Origin of the sequence: Methylobacterium sp. GC_Met_3, assembly GCF_026540775.1 — a bacterium.
GTDB lineage: Bacteria > Pseudomonadota > Alphaproteobacteria > Rhizobiales > Beijerinckiaceae > Methylobacterium.
On the sequence record NZ_JALNUL010000061.1, the window covers coordinates 1 to 18,038 of the forward strand.

General features: G+C 63.5%; 22 protein-coding genes and 1 pseudogene. 13 read left to right on the forward strand and 10 right to left on the reverse strand.

The genetic code is table 11. The features are described 5' to 3' along the window. The first annotated feature begins 885 nt into the window (after nt 1–885). Nucleotides 886–1,143: a hypothetical protein gene (locus OXS27_RS28750; protein ID WP_267360790.1), complete on the forward strand. Its 258-nt coding sequence runs from the start codon at nt 886–888 to the stop codon at nt 1,141–1,143. A gap of 257 nt (nt 1,144–1,400) precedes the next feature. Here OXS27_RS28750 and OXS27_RS28755 read toward each other — a convergent pair whose 3' ends face one another. Both OXS27_RS28755 and OXS27_RS28760 read right to left on the reverse strand, forming a co-directional pair. Continuing rightward, on the reverse strand, nt 1,401–1,634 hold the full coding sequence (locus OXS27_RS28755; RefSeq protein WP_243924858.1) for a hypothetical protein: 234 nt from the start codon (nt 1,632–1,634) through the stop codon (nt 1,401–1,403). 454 nt (nt 1,635–2,088) lie between these two features. Continuing rightward, a complete protein-coding gene (locus OXS27_RS28760) occupies nt 2,089–2,514 on the reverse strand; it encodes a hypothetical protein (protein WP_243924857.1) in 426 nt (141 codons plus the stop codon). A gap of 65 nt (nt 2,515–2,579) precedes the next feature. Between OXS27_RS28760 and OXS27_RS28765 the strand changes: the two genes are divergently transcribed. The 7 genes from OXS27_RS28765 (at nt 2,580) to OXS27_RS28795 (ending at nt 7,133) form a co-directional block, all read left to right on the forward strand. After that, the gene (locus OXS27_RS28765; RefSeq protein WP_243924856.1) at nt 2,580–2,762 is read left to right on the forward strand and encodes a hypothetical protein; all 183 of its coding nucleotides are present in this window, start codon (nt 2,580–2,582) and stop codon (nt 2,760–2,762) included. A 91-nt stretch (nt 2,763–2,853) separates the two neighbouring features. Further along, nucleotides 2,854–3,078 carry a hypothetical protein gene (locus tag OXS27_RS28770; RefSeq protein ID WP_243924855.1) on the forward strand — a complete coding sequence of 75 codons (225 nt, stop codon included), beginning with the start codon at nt 2,854–2,856 and terminating at the stop codon, nt 3,076–3,078. Nucleotides 3,079–3,225: 147 nt separating this feature from the next. Continuing rightward, a complete protein-coding gene (locus tag OXS27_RS28775; RefSeq protein WP_267360793.1) occupies nt 3,226–3,519 on the forward strand; it encodes a hypothetical protein in 294 nt (97 codons plus the stop codon). A 9-nt stretch (nt 3,520–3,528) separates the two neighbouring features. Further along, on the forward strand, nt 3,529–4,185 hold the full coding sequence (gene wrbA, locus OXS27_RS28780; protein WP_267360795.1) for an NAD(P)H:quinone oxidoreductase: 657 nt from the start codon (nt 3,529–3,531) through the stop codon (nt 4,183–4,185). Nucleotides 4,186–4,755: 570 nt separating this feature from the next. Beyond that, nucleotides 4,756–5,478: a cache domain-containing protein gene (locus OXS27_RS28785; protein WP_267360797.1), complete on the forward strand. Its 723-nt coding sequence runs from the start codon at nt 4,756–4,758 to the stop codon at nt 5,476–5,478. 306 nt (nt 5,479–5,784) lie between these two features. Then, the gene (locus OXS27_RS28790) at nt 5,785–5,994 is read left to right on the forward strand and encodes a hypothetical protein (protein WP_267360799.1); all 210 of its coding nucleotides are present in this window, start codon (nt 5,785–5,787) and stop codon (nt 5,992–5,994) included. A gap of 458 nt (nt 5,995–6,452) precedes the next feature. Further along, nucleotides 6,453–7,133 (forward strand): sugar transferase, encoded by a 681-nt coding sequence (locus tag OXS27_RS28795; protein WP_267360816.1) that lies wholly within the window; start codon nt 6,453–6,455, stop codon nt 7,131–7,133. 1,620 nt (nt 7,134–8,753) lie between these two features. Here OXS27_RS28795 and OXS27_RS28800 read toward each other — a convergent pair. Both OXS27_RS28800 and OXS27_RS28805 read right to left on the reverse strand, forming a co-directional pair. Continuing rightward, nucleotides 8,754–9,839, reverse strand: a pseudogene (locus OXS27_RS28800) (OpgC domain-containing protein); the annotation flags it as partial. 72 nt (nt 9,840–9,911) lie between these two features. After that, nucleotides 9,912–10,823, reverse strand: coding sequence for an alpha/beta hydrolase (locus OXS27_RS28805; protein WP_267360801.1), 912 nt, complete (start codon nt 10,821–10,823; stop codon nt 9,912–9,914). A gap of 225 nt (nt 10,824–11,048) precedes the next feature. Between OXS27_RS28805 and OXS27_RS28810 the strand changes: the two genes are divergently transcribed. The 3 genes from OXS27_RS28810 (at nt 11,049) to OXS27_RS28820 (ending at nt 12,302) form a co-directional block, all read left to right on the forward strand. Further along, a complete protein-coding gene (locus OXS27_RS28810) occupies nt 11,049–11,378 on the forward strand; it encodes a hypothetical protein (protein ID WP_267360803.1) in 330 nt (109 codons plus the stop codon). A 446-nt stretch (nt 11,379–11,824) separates the two neighbouring features. Then, the gene (locus OXS27_RS28815) at nt 11,825–11,968 is read left to right on the forward strand and encodes a hypothetical protein (RefSeq protein ID WP_243926117.1); all 144 of its coding nucleotides are present in this window, start codon (nt 11,825–11,827) and stop codon (nt 11,966–11,968) included. A gap of 112 nt (nt 11,969–12,080) precedes the next feature. Continuing rightward, nucleotides 12,081–12,302, forward strand: a complete 222-nt coding sequence (locus OXS27_RS28820; protein WP_243926119.1) for a hypothetical protein — start codon at nt 12,081–12,083, stop codon at nt 12,300–12,302. A gap of 23 nt (nt 12,303–12,325) precedes the next feature. Here the strand turns inward: OXS27_RS28820 and OXS27_RS28825 are convergent, their stop codons facing one another. Further along, on the reverse strand, nt 12,326–12,529 hold the full coding sequence (locus OXS27_RS28825; RefSeq protein WP_267360804.1) for a hypothetical protein: 204 nt from the start codon (nt 12,527–12,529) through the stop codon (nt 12,326–12,328). Between the two features lie 282 nt (nt 12,530–12,811). On the opposite strand from OXS27_RS28825, the gene OXS27_RS28830 reads away from it, so the two are divergent. Both OXS27_RS28830 and OXS27_RS28835 read left to right on the forward strand, forming a co-directional pair. After that, nucleotides 12,812–13,258: a DUF4142 domain-containing protein gene (locus OXS27_RS28830; protein ID WP_267360806.1), complete on the forward strand. Its 447-nt coding sequence runs from the start codon at nt 12,812–12,814 to the stop codon at nt 13,256–13,258. 239 nt (nt 13,259–13,497) lie between these two features. Further along, nucleotides 13,498–13,776: a hypothetical protein gene (locus OXS27_RS28835; protein ID WP_267360808.1), complete on the forward strand. Its 279-nt coding sequence runs from the start codon at nt 13,498–13,500 to the stop codon at nt 13,774–13,776. A 126-nt stretch (nt 13,777–13,902) separates the two neighbouring features. Here OXS27_RS28835 and OXS27_RS28840 read toward each other — a convergent pair whose 3' ends face one another. The 5 genes from OXS27_RS28840 to OXS27_RS28860 all read right to left on the reverse strand — a co-directional run bounded on the left by OXS27_RS28840 (nt 13,903) and on the right by OXS27_RS28860 (nt 17,992). Then, nucleotides 13,903–15,540: a porin gene (locus OXS27_RS28840; RefSeq protein WP_267360810.1), complete on the reverse strand. Its 1,638-nt coding sequence runs from the start codon at nt 15,538–15,540 to the stop codon at nt 13,903–13,905. Nucleotides 15,541–15,845: 305 nt separating this feature from the next. Beyond that, nucleotides 15,846–16,187: a hypothetical protein gene (locus tag OXS27_RS28845; RefSeq protein ID WP_243916106.1), complete on the reverse strand. Its 342-nt coding sequence runs from the start codon at nt 16,185–16,187 to the stop codon at nt 15,846–15,848. Beyond that, nucleotides 16,184–16,621 (reverse strand): DUF5681 domain-containing protein, encoded by a 438-nt coding sequence (locus OXS27_RS28850; RefSeq protein ID WP_267360812.1) that lies wholly within the window; start codon nt 16,619–16,621, stop codon nt 16,184–16,186. Before OXS27_RS28850 ends, OXS27_RS28845 begins: the two co-directional genes overlap by 4 nt. A 61-nt stretch (nt 16,622–16,682) precedes the next feature. Next, on the reverse strand, nt 16,683–16,913 hold the full coding sequence (locus tag OXS27_RS28855; RefSeq protein WP_267360814.1) for a hypothetical protein: 231 nt from the start codon (nt 16,911–16,913) through the stop codon (nt 16,683–16,685). A 590-nt stretch (nt 16,914–17,503) separates the two neighbouring features. Further along, nucleotides 17,504–17,992, reverse strand: a complete 489-nt coding sequence (locus tag OXS27_RS28860; protein WP_243916109.1) for a DUF2721 domain-containing protein — start codon at nt 17,990–17,992, stop codon at nt 17,504–17,506. Nucleotides 17,993–18,038 lie beyond the last annotated feature (46 nt).

Sequence of the window (18,038 nt, forward strand, 5' to 3'; positions counted from 1 at the left end):
GCCAGTCCGTTCAGGCGACGACAGGCCCTAGCGCCGGCCGCCTCTCCGCTGCACCCATGTCATCCGTCCACGCCGCATGTGATGGCGATGCATCCGGACATGCGTGGTCATACCGTCCGAAGCGGAGATGCCGGAGGCGGGACCAGCCGGGACGGCAGCCGCGGGGAGCGAGAGAACGGCGAGGCTGGAAGCGGTCAGCAGGCTGAGAGACAGGATGCGCATGGGTTTCCTCCGTGCCTCGACGCAGAAGGGGTGCGCCGTGCCGAGGAAAGCGTCGCGGCATAACGTTGGTTCAACGATCTTCCGTTGGCCCTCATCATCGGCCGCCCGTTGTTGTGCGCCGTGGCGTGAGACGAACCGAGCCCAGCACATGAAAAGCCCCGCGCGGCTGAGCCGGCGGGGCTGAAGGTTGTCTCGCTGGGGTATCGAGACCTAATCTACGCACGGCAGCAGGCGTGGTTCCAGCAGGCCTCAACCAGCCGCCGCATCTGAGTGCTGCTGCATGAATGACCGCCCTGAACGGCTTGCTGCTGGCTCTCATTACACCTTGCCTTATGCCCCATCCGGCACACCGCCGTGTTGGTTCTGTCCCATGCTGTGGAAAGCCCTGTGGCGGAGGTTTTGAGATCGTTCGCCGAGTGACAACGGTCGACTTCGGCCGAAGCGATCCCGTGAGAGTTCTCGCGGGCGGTAGGACGGGCCGAGCTATGCGATGACGGTCTAGCGTCGTCCGGCAGACCGAACGCCCCGCTCTGATCCAAGTGAGTTCGCCGACGTCGCCGCGGCCTTAGCCTCGCTGTCGACTGGACGCACCTGGTCGGCTTCGCCTGCCTCGGTTTCTGCCCCCTGATCGAGGCTGGCGGGGCACCAACCATAAGGATCAGCATGACGACTGACGTCTCCACGACGCCCGCGGCGTTCTGGGATACGGTGGCCGAACACGTCGGCGCGCAGGTCACTCCCGCTATGAGGCTGGGGCACCATGCTCGCAGGCCGATCGTCACCTACCTGCGCGATCTGGAAGGCATCGCGCGGCGCGAATGCGACAACCGGCAGGCGATCCAGATCATTGCGTCGGGCCGCCATCTGCTTGGCGATCGCTCCCAAGTCGAACCGGTCGATGGACCTTTCTCACGAACCTGAATGGGAGGCTGGAGCAGTCAGACTGGCTGACGGTGGCGACAGTTATTCTATCGCTTGCTACAGCGCCGGTTCTTCTCACAGGCGTGCCCGCGGCGTTCGCGACACCTTACGGCCCGCAGTGAGCAAACACGCGACGACAGGCACCCTTGGGCCAGTTCCCCGGGCTCGCCCGTGAAGCCTTGGCCGGGCAGTCGCGTGAGGGTCGGCGCGGTGCGGCGGAACTGTAGACCGCGGTGCGCCGGCCCATGGCCTTCGCGTTATCCAGCTTCAGCAAGCTGTTCCGCGCTGGATGCGACTGTGAAGCCTTCACGGTCGAACACATTGTAGAGGACGCCAGCTGGGTCGAGCCCAAGCCCTTTGATGTGATCGATTGCAGCATCCTTGGCCTCAGCCACCGTGTTGAACGGATCAGGCAGCTGGTACATCCTAGATGCGTGTTCCTCGCCATCGATATGCATCGGCGGCGTAGTAACTTCGACTGTGTAGGGCATGACGCCGTCCCACCTGATATCTAGTGAAACACGCCGAAGAACCATAGCAATAAGATGATAGGCAGCGGGATCCCCAGCAGCCAAAGCAATCCGCCTTTCATCATTGCCGCCTCCATCTACCAAACTGTTTCACCCAAAGCTGGGTGATTGCGGGCCAGGAACGCGCAAGAGCGTGAAATGGACGCGTGACGTTGGCACCAAAGCTAAGAGTTTGAAACGCAAGCCGCAGGCAGCGGTTCTCAAGCCATCTTGAGCTTAGGCCTAGGCACGATGATCTCGACAGTTTGGCCGGTGAGTGGGTTGAGGATCAGCATGGCTGCGTATCTCCGGTGGATGTGCCGGTAGAACGTCTTCACATCGCATCAGGATCAAGGCGATCCGAGCAATTGCGCTGAGTTGGTGAACTGTTCGTTTACTCTGCCGCCACGGCAGTCAGGACGCGACCGGAGACGCTCTACGCGTAGGGCCCGCCGAACAGATCCCCGAGCGCCTTCCGCCGAAACAGCGTGCGCCAGCGTCGCCGCTGATGCTCCGGCCGATCGTGGATCATGTGACACCGCTGGCAGAAGGCCGCGAGATTGGCGTCCGCGTTGTTCGAGGTGTCGTGATCTCGATGAGCTGCGGCTAGGACCACCCGGGTCCGGCGGGCGCGGCCGAGGATGTCGGCTTCTGCAGCGATGCGGATCCGCCTACCCCATCCATCACGCCACCGACCGGCATCCGCGTCCCACCAGCGGCCGTCACCGAGATGATAGACCATCCGCCCGTGTGGTCGCCCGCAGCCCTCGCAGCAGCCCCTCGCCCGCCCGAACCGAATTACGGCCGAGAGCTGCGCCCAGTCGATGGGGTAGAAGAAGCGGTGCTCGGGCCGGATCGGCATGATGGCCGGACTGTGCCGCCTGTCGTGAAGAAAGCGTAGCGTTAGAGCGCTGCTACGGATCGCATATGGACCTATCCGACCTTCAATTCTGGGCTTTTCTCGCAGCGGCCATCCCGGTCCTGTTCCTGCCGGTCGTCATCGCCTGGTGGAAAGGGCGCCCCATCGTCCCGATAGCCGTCCTCAGCCTCGCGTTCTGGCCTGGCGCGCTGATTTTGGCTCTCCGGCTGCGTAGCAAGCGCGATTTGTGATTGCAGCGATGACAAGCGCCTGAACGATAGCAACCGCGCCGACGTTCAGATCCGGACTGGTCGAACCGATCCGTCTGGAGGAAACGCTATGATGAAGACACTTGCCCTTGCGGCCGCGCTGACGCTCGCCGTCACAGGGGCGGCTCTCGCTCAGATGCCGGCCGGCAGTGGCAGCGGCAGTGCTCAGAGCAACATGAACAACCCCGGCAGCGTGAAAAGCCCGTCAGAGAAGCGGATGGGCGGCCAGCGCGGCATGATGAGCATGCGGCACATGAAGCGTCATCGGCGTCACCACATGCGTCGTTCGCGGATGTGAAGTGGACTGCCCCGCGGTCTGGATCCGCGGGGTTATCCAGATGCGCGTCCAGTGATTGCGGAGCCATAGCGCCACAGGATCGGACCTCTCACACCGAAGACCCGTTGCATCTTCACGCCTGCAACCGCGGGCAAGCGAGGTTTATCGGTGGCAGAACAACTCTCCGGGCAAGATGGCCGGCAGGGAAAGCGCGGCCGACCGGCCCTCTACGTCCTGATCGTCAGCGTGAGTTTGATGCTGGCAGCGCTGGCTGGGCTCATGATTTGGCAGGGTGGAAGCTCTCCGCCTGACTACGCGAGCCAGAGCCAGAGCGCATCGCGCAAGCAGATCACCGGAACCGAGGACGGGAAGGGCAGCGCGATGTCGCCCTCCAACAGCACTGCTGTACCGGGCGGAAATCCATCCTATCCGCAGCCGGCAGCTCGTAGCGCCAATCCGTAGGAGGGTGCTGTGGCCGACCGGACATCCGACCCCACTCGCCTGCTGATCGTCTACTACTCACGCAGCGGTAGTGTTGAAGCGCTTGCAACCGCTGCCGCTGAAGCTGCGCGGGGCGCTGGCGCAGAAGTACGTGTGCGTCGACCACGAGAAGTGGCTGATGCCGCCGCGATGGCGAAGGTCGAAGGCTGGACTGAGAGTGCGGCCCGTCAGAACGACCTCTACCAAGCACCCACACACAAAGATGCCGAATGGGCTGACGCGATCCTGTTCGGCACGCCGAGCTACTTTGGGGCGATGGCGACTGAGTTGAAGAACTTCCTCGATCTGCTCGGCCCCCAGTGGAAGCGGGGTACCCTGGCTGGCAAGGTCGGAGGTGCCTTCGCGACGGCGTCCTGGCCGCATGGCGGATCCGAAGTCGTCACACTGTCGCTGTACGCACCAATGGCGCATCTCGGCATGGTGATCCTCCCGACGGGCTACACCGATGAGGCGATGTTGGAGGCTGGCTCGCCCTACGGCGCGTCCGCGATCGTCGGCAAAGAGAACCAGCCACCGCGACCCGAGGATCTGGACGCTGCGCGTCATCAAGGGCGGCGGATGGTGGCAATTGCAGGTGCGTTAATTGCAGCCGGCGAGATGCCATGTCGCCGACAGCGTGCCTCTTAGCAGCTGCGCCGATCGACAGGATCCGTTAACCACTAGGCGCCAGCATGCTTTCAGCGATCGGCTTCGGCCGCGCGCCGGAAGAGCAGCACCGGGGTCGTCTTGAGACGGCGGGCCCTGGTGCGGCCTCGCCGGCGCAGTCGCGCTAATGCCGAGAGCTGCTGTCGAGCCAACGCGGCGACATCGCCCCGTGCAGCTGCTACAGCGCCCATCCTTCCCGCATACGTGCCCGAGGTGTTCGCGATCCACACGGTGCTGTTGCAGTCGGGCACGCGGCGACAGGCAGGTGTGGGCCAGTTCTCTGTACCTCGCCCGTGAGGCCTTCGCCGGGCGGTCTCGTGAGGGCCGGCGCGGTGCGGGGGAACTGGGTGTGCAAGGGTTGCATCGTTGCTGCAATTGATCAAACGGCATGCATCTGACCAAAATTCATTCGTGAAAACTGCATTGTTCGTAGGCTTGTATAAGCTCGATCGATAACGAGTGCGTGATGATTGTATTGGCTTGTTGTAAAATGGGCGCTTGCGCATTCTGATACCGCCACTCCGCACTGGTGGGGTGTGCTGAGAGGCCGCAATGAACCCACGTGCCGCCATCATAGCTGCTGCTCTCATCGCTGCAGCTCTGCCACAAACAGTCCTGGCCTGCGGGGACAGCGAGGCGGGTCTATCCTGCGATGACAGCGGTTCCGGCGCCGAGATGGGCGCCAAGTGGATGCTAAACCGGGCGAGCAAGGCCGTGGTGACCGACAAGGCCAAGGCTCTCACCTCATTCACCAAGGGTATGGACGGCTTTCGCACCGCGGACAGTTACGTGTTCTGCGTCGGACCCGATGGCGTTATGAGCGCTCATCCCAATCCGATCCTGCAAGGTCACGACGTGCGCGACTTGCATGATAAGACCGGAAATTACTTCATCAAGACCATGGTGGAGACAGCTAAGCCGGGCCAGATTTCCTCGATCCATTATCTATTTCCAAAGCCCGGCAGCACGATCGAGGAACCCAAGACCACGTACTACACGAAGGCGGGCGATGAAATGTGTGCGGTAGGCGTCTACGACGCCGACGCAGCGGCACCGCAGACAGCTACGCCAGAGGCGCGAGTGGCCACCCTGCGAGCGAAGCTGGACAGTGAGATCCCAGCTTCGGCGCGGTCAGACTGGACCGCGTTTCTGGAGGCGTTGAACCAAGTCGGCGACACGCGTGCCGCCACACTGGCCCGCGTTCGGGATGGCCTGAAAGCGGCAGAAGCCGCCCTCAACCCCACGGACGGAAAAACCGCCGCGGACCAGAAATAGGCTCAAGCAAGCGGCTAGTCCGTACCCGGGGAGGCCATCTTGGGGCTGTCCAGCGTCGTGCCTCTAACAGAGGCAGCTACCTTCACGTTCGGGTGTGTTGTCCTGCGCGCCCGATGGCTTGATCCAGAGCGTGTCGGCATGGTGCTGGTAGGTGTCGTCGCACTACTCACCGTCGCGGTCCTGGTCGCCCTGACGCCTGAGAATACCTCTACCGATCCGAACGCCCTCGATCCGGCGGCCGTATGGCCCCTAGGGGACCTTCAAGGACCATAGATGCCGCCGCTCGGTTCGAGCACAGGAGCAGGAATGAGCGATGTCGTAGCCGCTCTGCTCCTGGCGCTAGCGACCGAAAACGCCGAGCTGCGGGACCAACTGACCTCGGCCCAAGACATGCTCGTCGAGACTTCCATCGACGCCGGCAACATGCACGCCCTGGTCGAGGCCATGCGGACAGAGCGGGGTGCGTGGCAGGAGGAAGCCGAACGACTGCAGGCGCAGGCGTTGCGCAGGGCCTGACCCGCTTCGTGACTGGAGTGATGCGCCCTTCTCTAGCGAATTTGTGGCGGTCCCGAAAGTTGTTTCCGCTTGTGCGCTGCACGCACGACGCCAACGCCCTCAGCGCAAGCCACGTTGGGTTTGCGGAAGAGAACGCGTATTTTATACGTAAGTAGCCATCTGCGAGGGGCCTTTGAATGCAGAGGCGCCATATTGGCAACATGTTCTGCGCTATTAACTACGTAAGATCTGCTCTCGCCCGCAGCGCTAGCTTTCGACTGCATCCTATAATCTTCGTAAATCTAAGATTAAGAATTAATTAACCTAATTGAGAGTTGCTTTACCTGCTTCATACACTGAGAAGATGAGCTATGTCGCGAGCTGCAGCACACCAAGATGTCGGAGGTGATCTCGCAGTGCAGCGCATCCCCAATACCGACACTATCGCTGAGGTCGTCGATTTGGCTTCTGGCCGAGTGATCGAAACCGCGGGCGCCGCGGTCGATGTTCTGTCGCCGGAGACGCCTTTCGTCGCCCGCGGTCTGCGCCTGAACTGGGCGGCCAAGCGCGGCCTCGATGTCGGCGTGGCCGTCACCGCCCTGTTCCTGCTGCTGCCGCTGCTTCTGCTCATCGCCCTGCTGGTCTGGGCCGGCGATGGCCGCGCCCCGATCTTCCGCCACATGCGCCTGGGCCGCGACGGCCGCTCGTTCGGCTGCCTCAAGTTCCGCTCCATGGTCACCGATGGCGAGGCGGTGCTGGCCGCCCATCTGGCCTCCGACCCGCGGGCCCGGGCCGAATGGGCCGCCACGCACAAGCTCAGCAACGATCCGCGCGTCACCGCGATCGGGCAGGTGCTGCGCAAGACCTCGCTCGACGAGCTGCCCCAGCTCTGGAACGTGCTGCGCGGCGAGATGAGCCTGGTCGGGCCCCGCCCGATCGTGCCGGCCGAGGTCGCCCGCTACGGCCGGGCGTTCCAGACCTGCTTTGCCGTGCCCCCTGGCGTGACCGGGCTGTGGCAGGTGTCGGGCCGCTCGGACACGAGCTACGCCGAGCGGGTGGCGCTGGATCTGGACTATGCCAGCCGCTGGAGCCTGCGCCGGGACATCGCGATCATGCTGCGCACGATCCCGGCGGTGCTGGCCCAGCGCGGTAGCAGGTAGGCTGCTACGTAGCCGACGTTCGAGCTACAGCGGCGCCAGCTCAATCGTGCATATGCGGCGCAGCCTCACACAGGCGCCAGAACTCGACGAAGCCGACAGCGTAGGCGGCAAGGACAACAGCAACCCAATGCATGACCAACCCCTAGCACAGCTGGCCTTTGATCATGCCTGCAACCCCTTTACGCTTCCTGACGCATTCCAGGACAACTGAGCATCGCAACGCCATCGCGGCCGCCCCTTATCGCAGGTGTATGCCAGGGCAGCATGACTTCAGCTCAGACGCCCCGCACGCCTGCGTTGCGCAGCATCTCGTAGAACCTCCCCGGGTCGAACATAGCCCGGGCCTGCTGGAGGCTGATGAGCCGCGTGGCACAGCTAGGATCGTTGGGTCTCTGCCTACTGTTATAGGACGAGTGGCATTGAGGAGGGATGACTGTGAGGTTCAGGAAAGGCTTAGCGGGTATCGGCCTTGTCGCCGGGTTAGTCGGCTCCGCTCCGGCTTGGGCTTGGACCTCACCGGGCTGCACCAATCTCCCTGAATACGAGCGGGCCCTCGGCGCCCTCCAGGGTATGACGAGCGCCTGCGATATGAGCATCGAAAAGGCCACTAGGATTGTGGCCGCTGAAGGATACAGACCTGGCGGCTTATTCGGTGCGCTCTTAAGCGGTCCAACCCGGCCGACAGCCGAAGCAGATCCGATATCGGGCTACTCTCAGAACCGCGCACCTCGGCTCCACCACCGCCACACTCACCATGACGCTGCCCATCGCCGCGAAGTCGTCGTTCGCTGAACCGCACCCGTGTATGTAGCACCGCTACATGCACGCCTTGTTCGAGGCCAGGTCGGTCGAGCGCGATGCGTGTTGGGTGCATCCGATACCTCCGCCGCGCCGTCGGTGCATCGGTTTGTTAATTCGCTGTCCGCATATTCGTGACGATGATCGATCGTCATGACTCCAAAAATGCGTAACCGCTCGCCGCGATCGTTCACCGTCGAGACCAAGTCCGGTGGACGCCAACGTCCGATCATCCCGCATCGCGACACAGCCCCCGTTGCCCCGCGACCTCTGGTGTTCTGGCTCTCCGCAGCCGAGCCGCAGACACCGGCCCAGGAGCCTCGCCGGATCCTTCCTAACCTGATCGAGCCGGTGTTTGTGCCGGTTGAGCCAGAGACCGCGGACGTAGCGGAGAATGGCTTGCCAAAGCCGCGACGCGGGCGGCCACCCAAGGCTAAGCCGGTTGCTGTCCTGACGATCGAGCTGCCAATCACCGAGCCTACCGTCGAGATTGCAGCCGCTACACCTGCACCGAAACTTGCATCAGTACGGCAGCCGCACGTGGTGCGTACCGTGAAGCAGCCGAGCACCCTGCCACTTGGTGAGCGGTGGAAGCGGCGGCTCGGGCGATGGGCTCGGTAGCCCGAGCTATCTTGACAGCACGCCTGAGACAGGTCTGCTACCGCGGCGGATACGGCTCGCCGAACAGGTTGCTGAGCGACTTCCGCCGGAACAACGTGCGCCACCGCCGCCGCTGATGCTCTGGCCGATCGTGGATGATGTGGCACCGCTGGCAGAAGGCCGCGAGTTTGCAGTGCGGCCCCGTGCGCGGTGATCGAGGAAGCTAGCGAGGGTTAGCATGACCGCGAAGCCGCTGAGGTTGACTGCGATCTGCAGCGGCCAAGAGGTGTCGAAAGTCCGATAAAGGATACGACCGATCAACGCCGCCAAGCAGCCGGCCGCGAAGATCTCCAACGAGTGCCGGCCGCAAGCATCAATTAGTCGAAGCGGCCGCCACTGGCAGACGCGCGCTACCGCGGGCGTGCTGAACACCAAGTAGGTCAGCGCCAAGATGTGGAGCAGGCGTAGCGGCACGACGTGGCTCTTGTCCGGGGCTTCAATCGCCAGCAGCCTAAGATCCGGCAGACCCCAATCTACCCACGATCCGCCCTGGACTAGCCCGAAGCCGAGATAGAGACCGGCCGCCGCCGCAGCCCAGTTGCTCCTGGGCAGAAGGCCGTCCCCGGCCCGGATCGCGAGCGCCAAGGCTGCCCCGATTACGAACAGGAACTGCCATGCGAATGGGTTGAAATACCACCCGTCATCGACCGCCGTAGCATTGGGCAAGTTCAAGGTGTGGTCGACGTTGGCCGCGAGCCAAAGTGTGCCTGAGAGCGCCAGCACGCCCCAGACCCCGTTTTGCATTCCGAAGTAGATGAGCGGAAATAAGGCTAGCAGCAGAATGTAAAGCGGTAGGATGTCGAGGTAGTTGGGAAGCGCGTTCAGCGCGAGGCCACGCAGCAGGCCCGGCACGAGGCCCATCTCCAGCAGCGGTGCCACCCCAAAGCGCGGAACGAGCCCGGTGAGATCCATCCAGATCCGGACGATGATCAGGGTGGCGAGCAGCAGCCCGGCATGGAACAGGTAAATCCGCCCGCACCGCTTGGCGATGCGGATGAGGGTCGTCCAGAAGCCGGACCGGCGGAACAGGCCGCCATAGGCGATCATCGACGAGTAGCCAGCCAGCAGCACGAAGATCTCGGCGGCGTCAGAGAAACCGAAATTATGCAGCGTGAGCAGGGCCGGGGCGTTGCGTGGAATATGGTCAACGAAGATCGTCAGCAGCGCGAAGCCGCGCACCACGTCGACCCGTGCGTCTCGGACGGGCTTTTTCCGTTCGGGCTCAGACAGTCGATCGGGCGCGCCCATAACCTGCCCTGGTTCGGCTAAAAGCGTCACAGGCAACTGCGCGTTCGGGTCGAGGGTATCGGGACTCTTCACTCAGCGCATCACCGAAATGCTCGTCAGCCATAGCCGGCAGAGGCGTGGCCAGAGAGCGACGGGGGCGTCCGATTGACCGATCCCGAAGCCATGACCGCCCACGGCGAAGCGGTGATACTCGACTGGCACGCGTGCCTCGCGGCAGGCCTCGTCGAGGACGCGGCTGTGCTCGGGACTGATCACCTGGTCGTCGTCGGCCTGCACCAGGAAGATCGAAGGGCACCCCACTTTGATGTAGGTTTGAAGCGACCACATCTCGCTCATTTCCAGCGTCGGTGTCTCGCCGACGAGAGAGCGACGGGTAGTGGTTCTGTCATAGGGCGGTCCCAAACTGACCACTGGGTACAGCAGCGCCGCGAAATCGGGGCGGGCGGATAGGTCGTCTATCGCGTCTACCTGCGGATAAGAGCGGTAATCCGAGCGTGCGGCGAGCATGCCGCAAAGATGTCCGCCTGCCGAGAAGCCCATCACCCCGATGCGGTTCGGGTCGATCCGGTACCGCTCGGCATTAGCTCGGATATGACGCATGGCGCGCTGCCCATCCTGCAGCAGCACGAGAGGACCGTCCTGCCAGCCCTCGCGCGGCAGGCGATAGGTTAGCACGAAGGCTGTGATGCCTTGGGCGGCGAGCCAAAACGCGGCGGGTAACGCCTCCTTGACGATCCCGATGCGGGTGTAGCCGCCCCCGCCGGCCACGAGGACCGCGACACCGGTCGGGTTCTCAGGAGAGAACACCTCCAGCACGGGCGTCGCGATATTGCTGACAGCACCGCTGTCGTCACGAGCAATCGGTCCCTGCGGACCGCCCCCGCCGGGTGGCTCACCCGGCCAGAGCTGGATGCGCTCCGGCGCCCCGATCGCGTAAGCACTGGACGCGGGTGCGAGTGCAGAAGCGGCGAGCGTCAGAAGCACGGATCGACGGTCGGGCATAATGCTCCTGCACGAGAAACCGCTCCTCCGCGGACCGCGGCTATCGTATACTCTGGTGAAGCAAGATTGGTGCGACTGCTCAAGTCATAGCCTTTGGATTGCTAATCTGAGCAATGCCTATTCGGCGTTCGCCACGGCAAGCCGCATACCAGTTCATAGTAATTCGGCCGCTACCGCTCCTGAGGCCGCATTGACATTCTCCGGCCCGTGGAAGGCTCGAATTGCGCTCCTAATCAGCAGCCCATCGTGCTCGGCCATCGCCAAGACGAGCGTGCGCTGGTGCGCCATCAGGCGTTCGAGGAGGGCGTGAACTGGTACTATGTTTTAGCAACCGCGGCAGATAGTATTCATTGTCCTGCCCATTTTGTCATCAAACGATTTCTGCTGCGCAACTCGCTCGCGTTCTGCTTTGTCCGCCTGAGCTCTAGTTTTTGGATCCATCCCCGTGATGCTGCTCGGATCGCCGCTTGGCTGCACGGCGCCCGGTGTGGGCTGCCGATGGGCAGGGGCCGCAATCGCCGAGGTGGCTACGAGTAACACTGCGATAACAGATCGAATTATCAAGGCCGCCTCCAGCATAACAAAGGATGATAGCACATCAGGTTTGGCGACGTTCACGACAGGTCGTTCATTCCACTGCGCGGCAGTCGAATGGCGGTAGATCCGGTCCCGGGGTCCGCGCGTAGGCGCGGAACGGGCCGAGAACGCCAGCATCAAACGGCTGCCTGTCACAGCTATCCGAGAACAGAACCACACCCGTTGACGGATTATTTACCATACCATGCCAGGATGAACGCGGCGCTAGGCCGGGGGGCGAACGCTGGAAGAGCCGCACCGGAGCCGGCCCCCCTAGCCTCGGTGCGGCCTCGCCGGCGCAGTCGCGGCATCTCGGCCGGCCTCACAGTGCCGCCGCGATCGGCGCGCCTCCTTGGGGGCAATGGTGGAGGCGGCCCGCCGTGTTCATACCGCCGGGAGTACCTGCGTTGTTGAACACCCTTCTGGCGCTGCTTGCCGTCCTCTCCGTGATGGCTGCTCACGCAGCCTACAAGCTGGTACGCCTGCCCTTCCGCCTCGTGTGTGGCTTGTTCCGGCACAAGGCCACGCTGGCTCAGGTGACGGCGCGCTAACCAAATCCCAGCACTCTACGCGGACGCCGGTGAGATAAACGACCTCCCCCGCCAGCCCGTGATCAGATCGGGAGGCGGGGCTAATGCCATTGGCTGGAGGGGCATAACCACCATGCCGACACCGTCCGATCAGCACCTTCGGGGCCTGCTCGCCCAGACGGAACGGGATCTCGCCGAGGCTGAGCAGCGCCGCGAGCAGCACGCCCGTGTCGTCACCGGCCTTGACCACGGCACCGAGGCCCGAGCCGCTGCGGAAAAGGTTTTGCGCGATATCGACGGGACCATCGCGTTCATCAGTGCGAACCGCAGTCTGATCCAGAACATCCTGGACTGATCGGACATCAGTCGGTCGGCCACCTACGCCGACGCAACGATCAGCCGGTTGCGGGCCTCGGCCAGCCGCTCATCGTCCGTGCGCATCGGCATGTCGGCCACAACCTGCTCGACGATTTGGCGCATGTTCGCCTCGTCCAAACCGAGCCCCCGCGCGAACCCGTCGAGGCGCCGCATCATGTGCTGGATCGCGGTGCGCTCGTGTGTGGCTTCGGGATCGTCGCTCATCCTCAAACCGGGAAGCCCATGACGATGGCGGTCTTCACCATCGTGCAGCGCAGGCCCAGCGTGGTGGCCTCCTCGGCCAGCAGCTTCTTCGCCTGCGGGTGCATCTCGATCGCTGAGGCAACGTCAATGCACCTTTGGCCGCTCGCGCAAGCTCAGCAAACCGTGATGCATCATACAGATGGCAGGTGAGTTTGCGTCGAGCGACAGGAGTTTCATCCGATGCCCTACAGCCGACCGACCGCTCGCCTCTTCCTTGCTGCAACCCTGTCGTTGACTGGGCTCGTGGCCGCTCAAGCCGCGGCCGTCTCCGATGAGGATAAGGCTTTCGTCGCCAAGGTCTCGCAGGGCGGGATGTATGAGGTCGAACTTGGAAAGCTCGCTGAGGGCAAGGGTGCGCGTCAGGACATCAAGGACCAGGGCAACACCGAAGCGCATGACCATAGCCTCGTGGGCGACAAATTGAAGTCGATCGCCACCGGCGCCGGCCTCCCCTTCCCCGACACGCTCAACACCGAGTTCCAGGGGCGGCTCGACCGGATGAAAGGCCTGTCGGGCGCGGCCTTCGACTCTGCCTATGTCAAGGACATGAAGGCCATTCACGACGCAGACGGGGCCGCCTTCGCTAAGGAGGCCAAGGCTGGGACCAACCCAGACCTCAAGGCTTTCGCCGCTGAGACCCACCGCATCGTACAGCGTCACCTTGGCGAACTTGGCGCGAAAACGAACTGAACTGATCCAACAGTCGGGCGGCCATGGTATCACGGCTCGCCCGGCCTCATAAGAACCTCACGCTTCGCACCTATAACGAAAAGATAGCAGCGCCAATCCCGTGTTTCCGAATGTAACTTGAGTGCGGGGGCGCACATAGATAACGTCGACGTAAAGCATTGCTGGATCGATCGCGCGCAACGTGAATTGCCGCAAGCTTCAGGAGTTTCCTGCCGCACATGTTCCGTCAGGAGTCCAGCATGAACAAGCTTGCCCTCGCTGCCGTCATCTCTACGGCTTTCATTTCGCCCGTCTTCGCGCAGGCCGTCATCGAGACGCCTACGGGTACCACGGTCATAGTACCACCCGGCGCCCCCGGCGTCGTGACGCGGCAGCCTGGCTCAACCGGCGATGCGCCGGCAGCAACGTATTTGCCGACCGGACGTGCCGCTGACGGTATCGCGACCGACTCCGCAGCTGCTGGCAATGAGGGCCAGCCGTCCCGCGTCGGTTCGACCGGCAGCGGCGGTGGAAAGTAGCTCCGTTCCAGGTACACCCCATTGGATGCGAAAAAGCCCGGCCTCTTGGCCGGGCTAGTTGGGTCCCTTTGCACGGGGACATCGAGATCGGGAAGCTTTGGGAACAACCGGTCTCGAACTGGGAAACTAGAAGTCGCGCTGGACGCGGAACCGGACCTGCGAGACCGAGTCCTGCGTGGCGGTACGGACCGCGAAGGTACCGTTGTTGATGCCGGCGACGTTGGCGTAGGCGGTCGGGCTCTTGTCGAGATCGATCGCCCGGCCATTCTTCAGGCCGATCTGGGTGTAGAACGCCTCCACGCCGATATCGAGATCCTTGACCGGCGACCAGATGATGCTGCCACCCGCCACGAACTGGTAGGTGTCGCGCAGCGCCTGGCTCAGGTTGAAGAACCGGGTACCGGGCGTGCCGACGGCGTTGGCGCCGAACGGGTTGCTGCCGGCCAGACCGCTCACGAGGTTGTAGATCGCGCCCTGGGCGAGGCGTGCGCCCTGGCCGAAGCTCTGCTCGCCGTAGGAGCCGAAGAAGGCCGAGCGCCATTCCGGCGTCCAGTAGTGCAGGTACGACGCGACCGCCGTGAAGCTGGTCGAGGTCTGCAGCTGGCCGGTGAACGGATTGACCGTCGCGTCAGCGAAGTACTGGGCGAACTTCTGGCCCTGGATGGTCGTGGTGCTCTGCGTGTACGAGCCGGTGTACTGAGAGTAGCCGGTGTAGAGCTGCGCGCCCTCGCCGTAGGCACCCTGCAGGTACAGGGCGTCGCCCGGGGCGATGAACGGCGCGTTGATCTTCAGGCCGCCCTGGACCGCGAACCCTTGAACGTTGCGAGTATGGGCCGGGACGAGGATCGGACCGGTGCCGGTGCTGGCGGCGGTCGAGAGGTTGCCGACGTTCAGCTCGTGGGTGGCGGCCGAGAGCTGGGCCGAACCCCAGGCCTGATCGAGGCGCACGACGCCGACGAAGTCGGGCAGGCGCGAGCGCTCGATGCTGTCGATATTGCCGAAACGGCCCGGGCCGACGAAGACCGGGGTCGGCTGGTTGGTCACGCCGAAATTCTGCACGGCGCCAGTGTTGACCGTCGCGGAGATGTTGGTCGGCGAGAAGATCGGGGTGCGGCGGAAGACCGGGTCTTCGATCGAGATCGTGGCCGACAGGCCGTTGCCGACCGTGGCGGTGTAGGCCAGCAGGTTGGTCGAGAAGTTGTCTGAACCCGCGGTGGCACCGGCGAACTCGAAGTCGTGGGCGTAGAAGTCGAAGAACGACGACGCGCGACCGGCGGTGAGCCCGGCGAACTGGATGAACGCCTTGTCGACGTTCATGTACTGCTGGTCACGGCCGAAGCTGTCGGTGCCGATGCCGGGATAGGCCTGGCCGATCCGCTGCTGCGTGCCGGAGGTGCCGACGCCGGAGTAGCCCGTGCGGGCGCCGGCATCGAGGCGCACGAAGGCGCGGAGCGTGCCGTAGGCGGTTTGGGTGCGGGCATCGAGGTTGATGCGCATCCGGCCCTGGTAGCCGGACGTGTCACCAGCCGCGCCGGCCTGGCGGGTATAGCTGGTCTGGTATCCACCCTCGAACCGGGCACGGCCCGAAACGCGCAGGCAGGTGTCGGTGCCGGGGATGTAGAAGAAGCCGGCGCCGTAGGCACTACAGACGCGGACGTACTCGATCGGCACGGCCTTCTTGACCGGCAGGTCGGCGGCGTGCGCGGCACCCACTGCCGCGAATGCGGCGGCGGACCCAAGGAGGGACTTCTTTAGGAACTTCATCAGCAACCCCGAAACTGCGAGACCCGTAACCGCGGCACTGCCTGATTTTTCAGGTCAAACCGCTCATTGTTGTTTGGGCCCGCGTCTTGGTGGCGTGCTCCGGCAGGCTCTCAAATCGTGGAGGCTTGCTGGGGCGGGATCATGCCTGAACTGTTACGCTCAGCAACACGGTTTCATCCGGACACGAAGGGTTTGAAGGGAACTGTGGCTGAACTGCCACAAATGTGGCAAGCTCTCCGATCGGCTTGTGCCCGCAGAGCGCCGGGCAGCCTCCAAAGCAGCGAGGCGCACCATCAGCCTCGGGATCATTGCAGGTCCCTCGGGCTATCCAGGCGGAACGTGAACCGCTCGCAGCCCTTCGGCCACTGCCCCGCCGCCGAAGCCATCGCCCGCGCTTCTTCGGTTAGCAGAGTGGGCGACAGATCGCGCGGCGGCTCGCCTTCGGCCATCCCATAGGCGCTGACGTTCATCACGAACACGTCGTCACCCTCATGGATGGAGTGGCCGCGGTCCTTCAGGAAGGTGACGATCTCGTCGGTCGGCGTGCCGCTTCGAGCCTCGATCCGGAAGATGAGGTGCTTGCCGGTTGTGGGCCGGGCGGCGTTCGCCTCCAACCGGGCCAGCCTATCCATCGCGCGTGGCGTCATCGACGTGATCCTTTGCTACCGGCAGACTGCTCCAAGGCGGCGAGCCGTCCCGCGAAGTCCGCGGCGCTGATCGCCTTGACGTGGGCGTCCACGAGCTTAAACAGTTCGGCCGCTTCGCTCGGCGTGATCTCGCCATCCGCCACGCCCTGCATTAGCGCGCGAGTTGCCTTGGTGAGGTCGGCCGGGGTCTCAATCTCCGGCAAGGTGAAGGTGATCGGCCGATCCTTCCGGACGGGCATCAGGCGGTCCATGCACATGCGCAACGCGACTGTGTCGCCGTCCTTGGCCAACTCAATCACCTTGCGGGTCAGGGCCTCGCTCTCACCGTCAAAGATCGCCTCCAGGGCTTTGGTCGAGCGGTCGCGAGCGCCACGCGGACGGCCGCCAGGATTACCGCTCTGGCCGGGCTCGAACTGGGTCGCCTCGTTCGCCATCAGCGGCACCCCGACGGGCGGCCGTTTCCTGTAAACAACAGGAAAAGAACAGGACCGGGGCTCATGGGTAGCACTCCGCCGTGATGTCCTTCAGCGGCAGGTCTCGCCCGGCTGCGATCATGATCCGGATGATGGCGTCTTCGTCATTGCGGATCTCGTGACCGCACTCCCGGAGGAAGGCGACCGCAGCATCCCTGGGCAAATCCTTCGGGCCCTCTATTGCGAAATGGCGCACCGTGCGGTGCTGCTGCGGGCGGATGGTGCTCTCCAGCTTCCGAAGGCGTGTGTTCAAGTCTCTCATGCCGCACGACCCTCAATGTAGGTCGTGAGGTCAAGGGTCACGTCCCGGGGACGCTGCCGCAGGCCGATGGCCTCAAGCAACCGACGCAAATTCCCGCTGGTCCGGCTGTAGAGGCCCAGGGCGTCGGCATCGGCCTCGCCGTCCGTGGCGAACCGCTCCTCTATTCGCTCCAGTTCGACGGTCAGGATCGCGATCCGGCGAATGATGGACTTCTCCGCGGCAGATATCGCAACCTCGCCGTCGAGGTCGGACAGGTGAGTGCCATGAGGTCCCGCATGCGCCGCGCCCAGCCCAAGCGGCCGTCCACGTTCTGCAGCGGCGCGCTGCCGTTCGTGACGCGGCTCCGGTGTGAGGACTTCTGCGCGGTAATGAGGGGGCTATCTGCCACCGATCCAACAGCCTTATCGGACATCTGTTGGACAAAGATAGTGCGAGCGGCTCGCCAAGTCATTGTACATGTTTGTTTATCTGAGTTCAGCGCCGTTCGATCTGTCACCTTGCTAAAGCGACAACGCCAACTCTCAGAATTTTTGGCGATTAGTAGCGATACGAGTGCGTGCTGTTCTGTTCAGCGAGTGCGCTTAGCTGTGCTCCACAGTTGCGGCTTGATCCTGCTGTCGATCGACTTCTACGCGGATGCCCCGACCCGCCATCAGGATCTCGGTCAGGAAGGCACCGAGCCCGCAGATGGTGAAGAGCAAGCCGGCTCCAAAACAGGCGAACAGCACAGAGGCTGCCGCCGCATCTCGTAATGCCCCCACGAATAGGGTCAGGATCGAGCTGAGGATCAATCCAGCGCCGATACAGACGCACACCACAGCCGCATCAAGCACAAACGACCGTCGCCGCAGGTAAGACAGCTCCTGCGAGAGATGATGAGCCTCCGCAGGATTGACCCTGTTGAGGTCGCGGGCGGTCGCGTTCACTTTGTCTGCGATCCGCGCGAGACGAGCCGAGAACACGTTGAGCATCTGCGCGAGGCCGGCGAGAATGAAGGCTGGTGCCAGCGAAACCTGGATGACGTGAGCGATGTCGTCGGGTGAGTGAGCCGCAAGCGTGAAGTCGAACACGATTTCACCTCAGCGCTCGGCCAAACGATAGCCGACTACCGCTTAG

Coding starts and splice junctions, on each gene's coding strand:
- OXS27_RS28845 (WP_243916106.1), bottom strand. CDS start 16,187: ATGACGCCACGCGCGATGGATAGGCTGGCCCGGTTGGAGGCGAACGCC.
- OXS27_RS28825 (WP_267360804.1), bottom strand. CDS start 12,529: ATGAGCGACGATCCCGAAGCCACACACGAGCGCACCGCGATCCAGCAC.
- OXS27_RS28785 (WP_267360797.1), top strand. CDS start 4,756: ATGAACCCACGTGCCGCCATCATAGCTGCTGCTCTCATCGCTGCAGCT.
- OXS27_RS28835 (WP_267360808.1), top strand. CDS start 13,498: ATGAACAAGCTTGCCCTCGCTGCCGTCATCTCTACGGCTTTCATTTCG.
- OXS27_RS28850 (WP_267360812.1), bottom strand. CDS start 16,621: ATGGCGAACGAGGCGACCCAGTTCGAGCCCGGCCAGAGCGGTAATCCT.
- OXS27_RS28755 (WP_243924858.1), bottom strand. CDS start 1,634: ATGCCCTACACAGTCGAAGTTACTACGCCGCCGATGCATATCGATGGC.
- OXS27_RS28765 (WP_243924856.1), top strand. CDS start 2,580: ATGGACCTATCCGACCTTCAATTCTGGGCTTTTCTCGCAGCGGCCATC.
- OXS27_RS28760 (WP_243924857.1), bottom strand. CDS start 2,514: ATGCCGATCCGGCCCGAGCACCGCTTCTTCTACCCCATCGACTGGGCG.
- OXS27_RS28770 (WP_243924855.1), top strand. CDS start 2,854: ATGAAGACACTTGCCCTTGCGGCCGCGCTGACGCTCGCCGTCACAGGG.
- OXS27_RS28750 (WP_267360790.1), top strand. CDS start 886: ATGACGACTGACGTCTCCACGACGCCCGCGGCGTTCTGGGATACGGTG.
- OXS27_RS28790 (WP_267360799.1), top strand. CDS start 5,785: ATGAGCGATGTCGTAGCCGCTCTGCTCCTGGCGCTAGCGACCGAAAAC.
- OXS27_RS28820 (WP_243926119.1), top strand. CDS start 12,081: ATGCCGACACCGTCCGATCAGCACCTTCGGGGCCTGCTCGCCCAGACG.
- OXS27_RS28840 (WP_267360810.1), bottom strand. CDS start 15,540: ATGAAGTTCCTAAAGAAGTCCCTCCTTGGGTCCGCCGCCGCATTCGCG.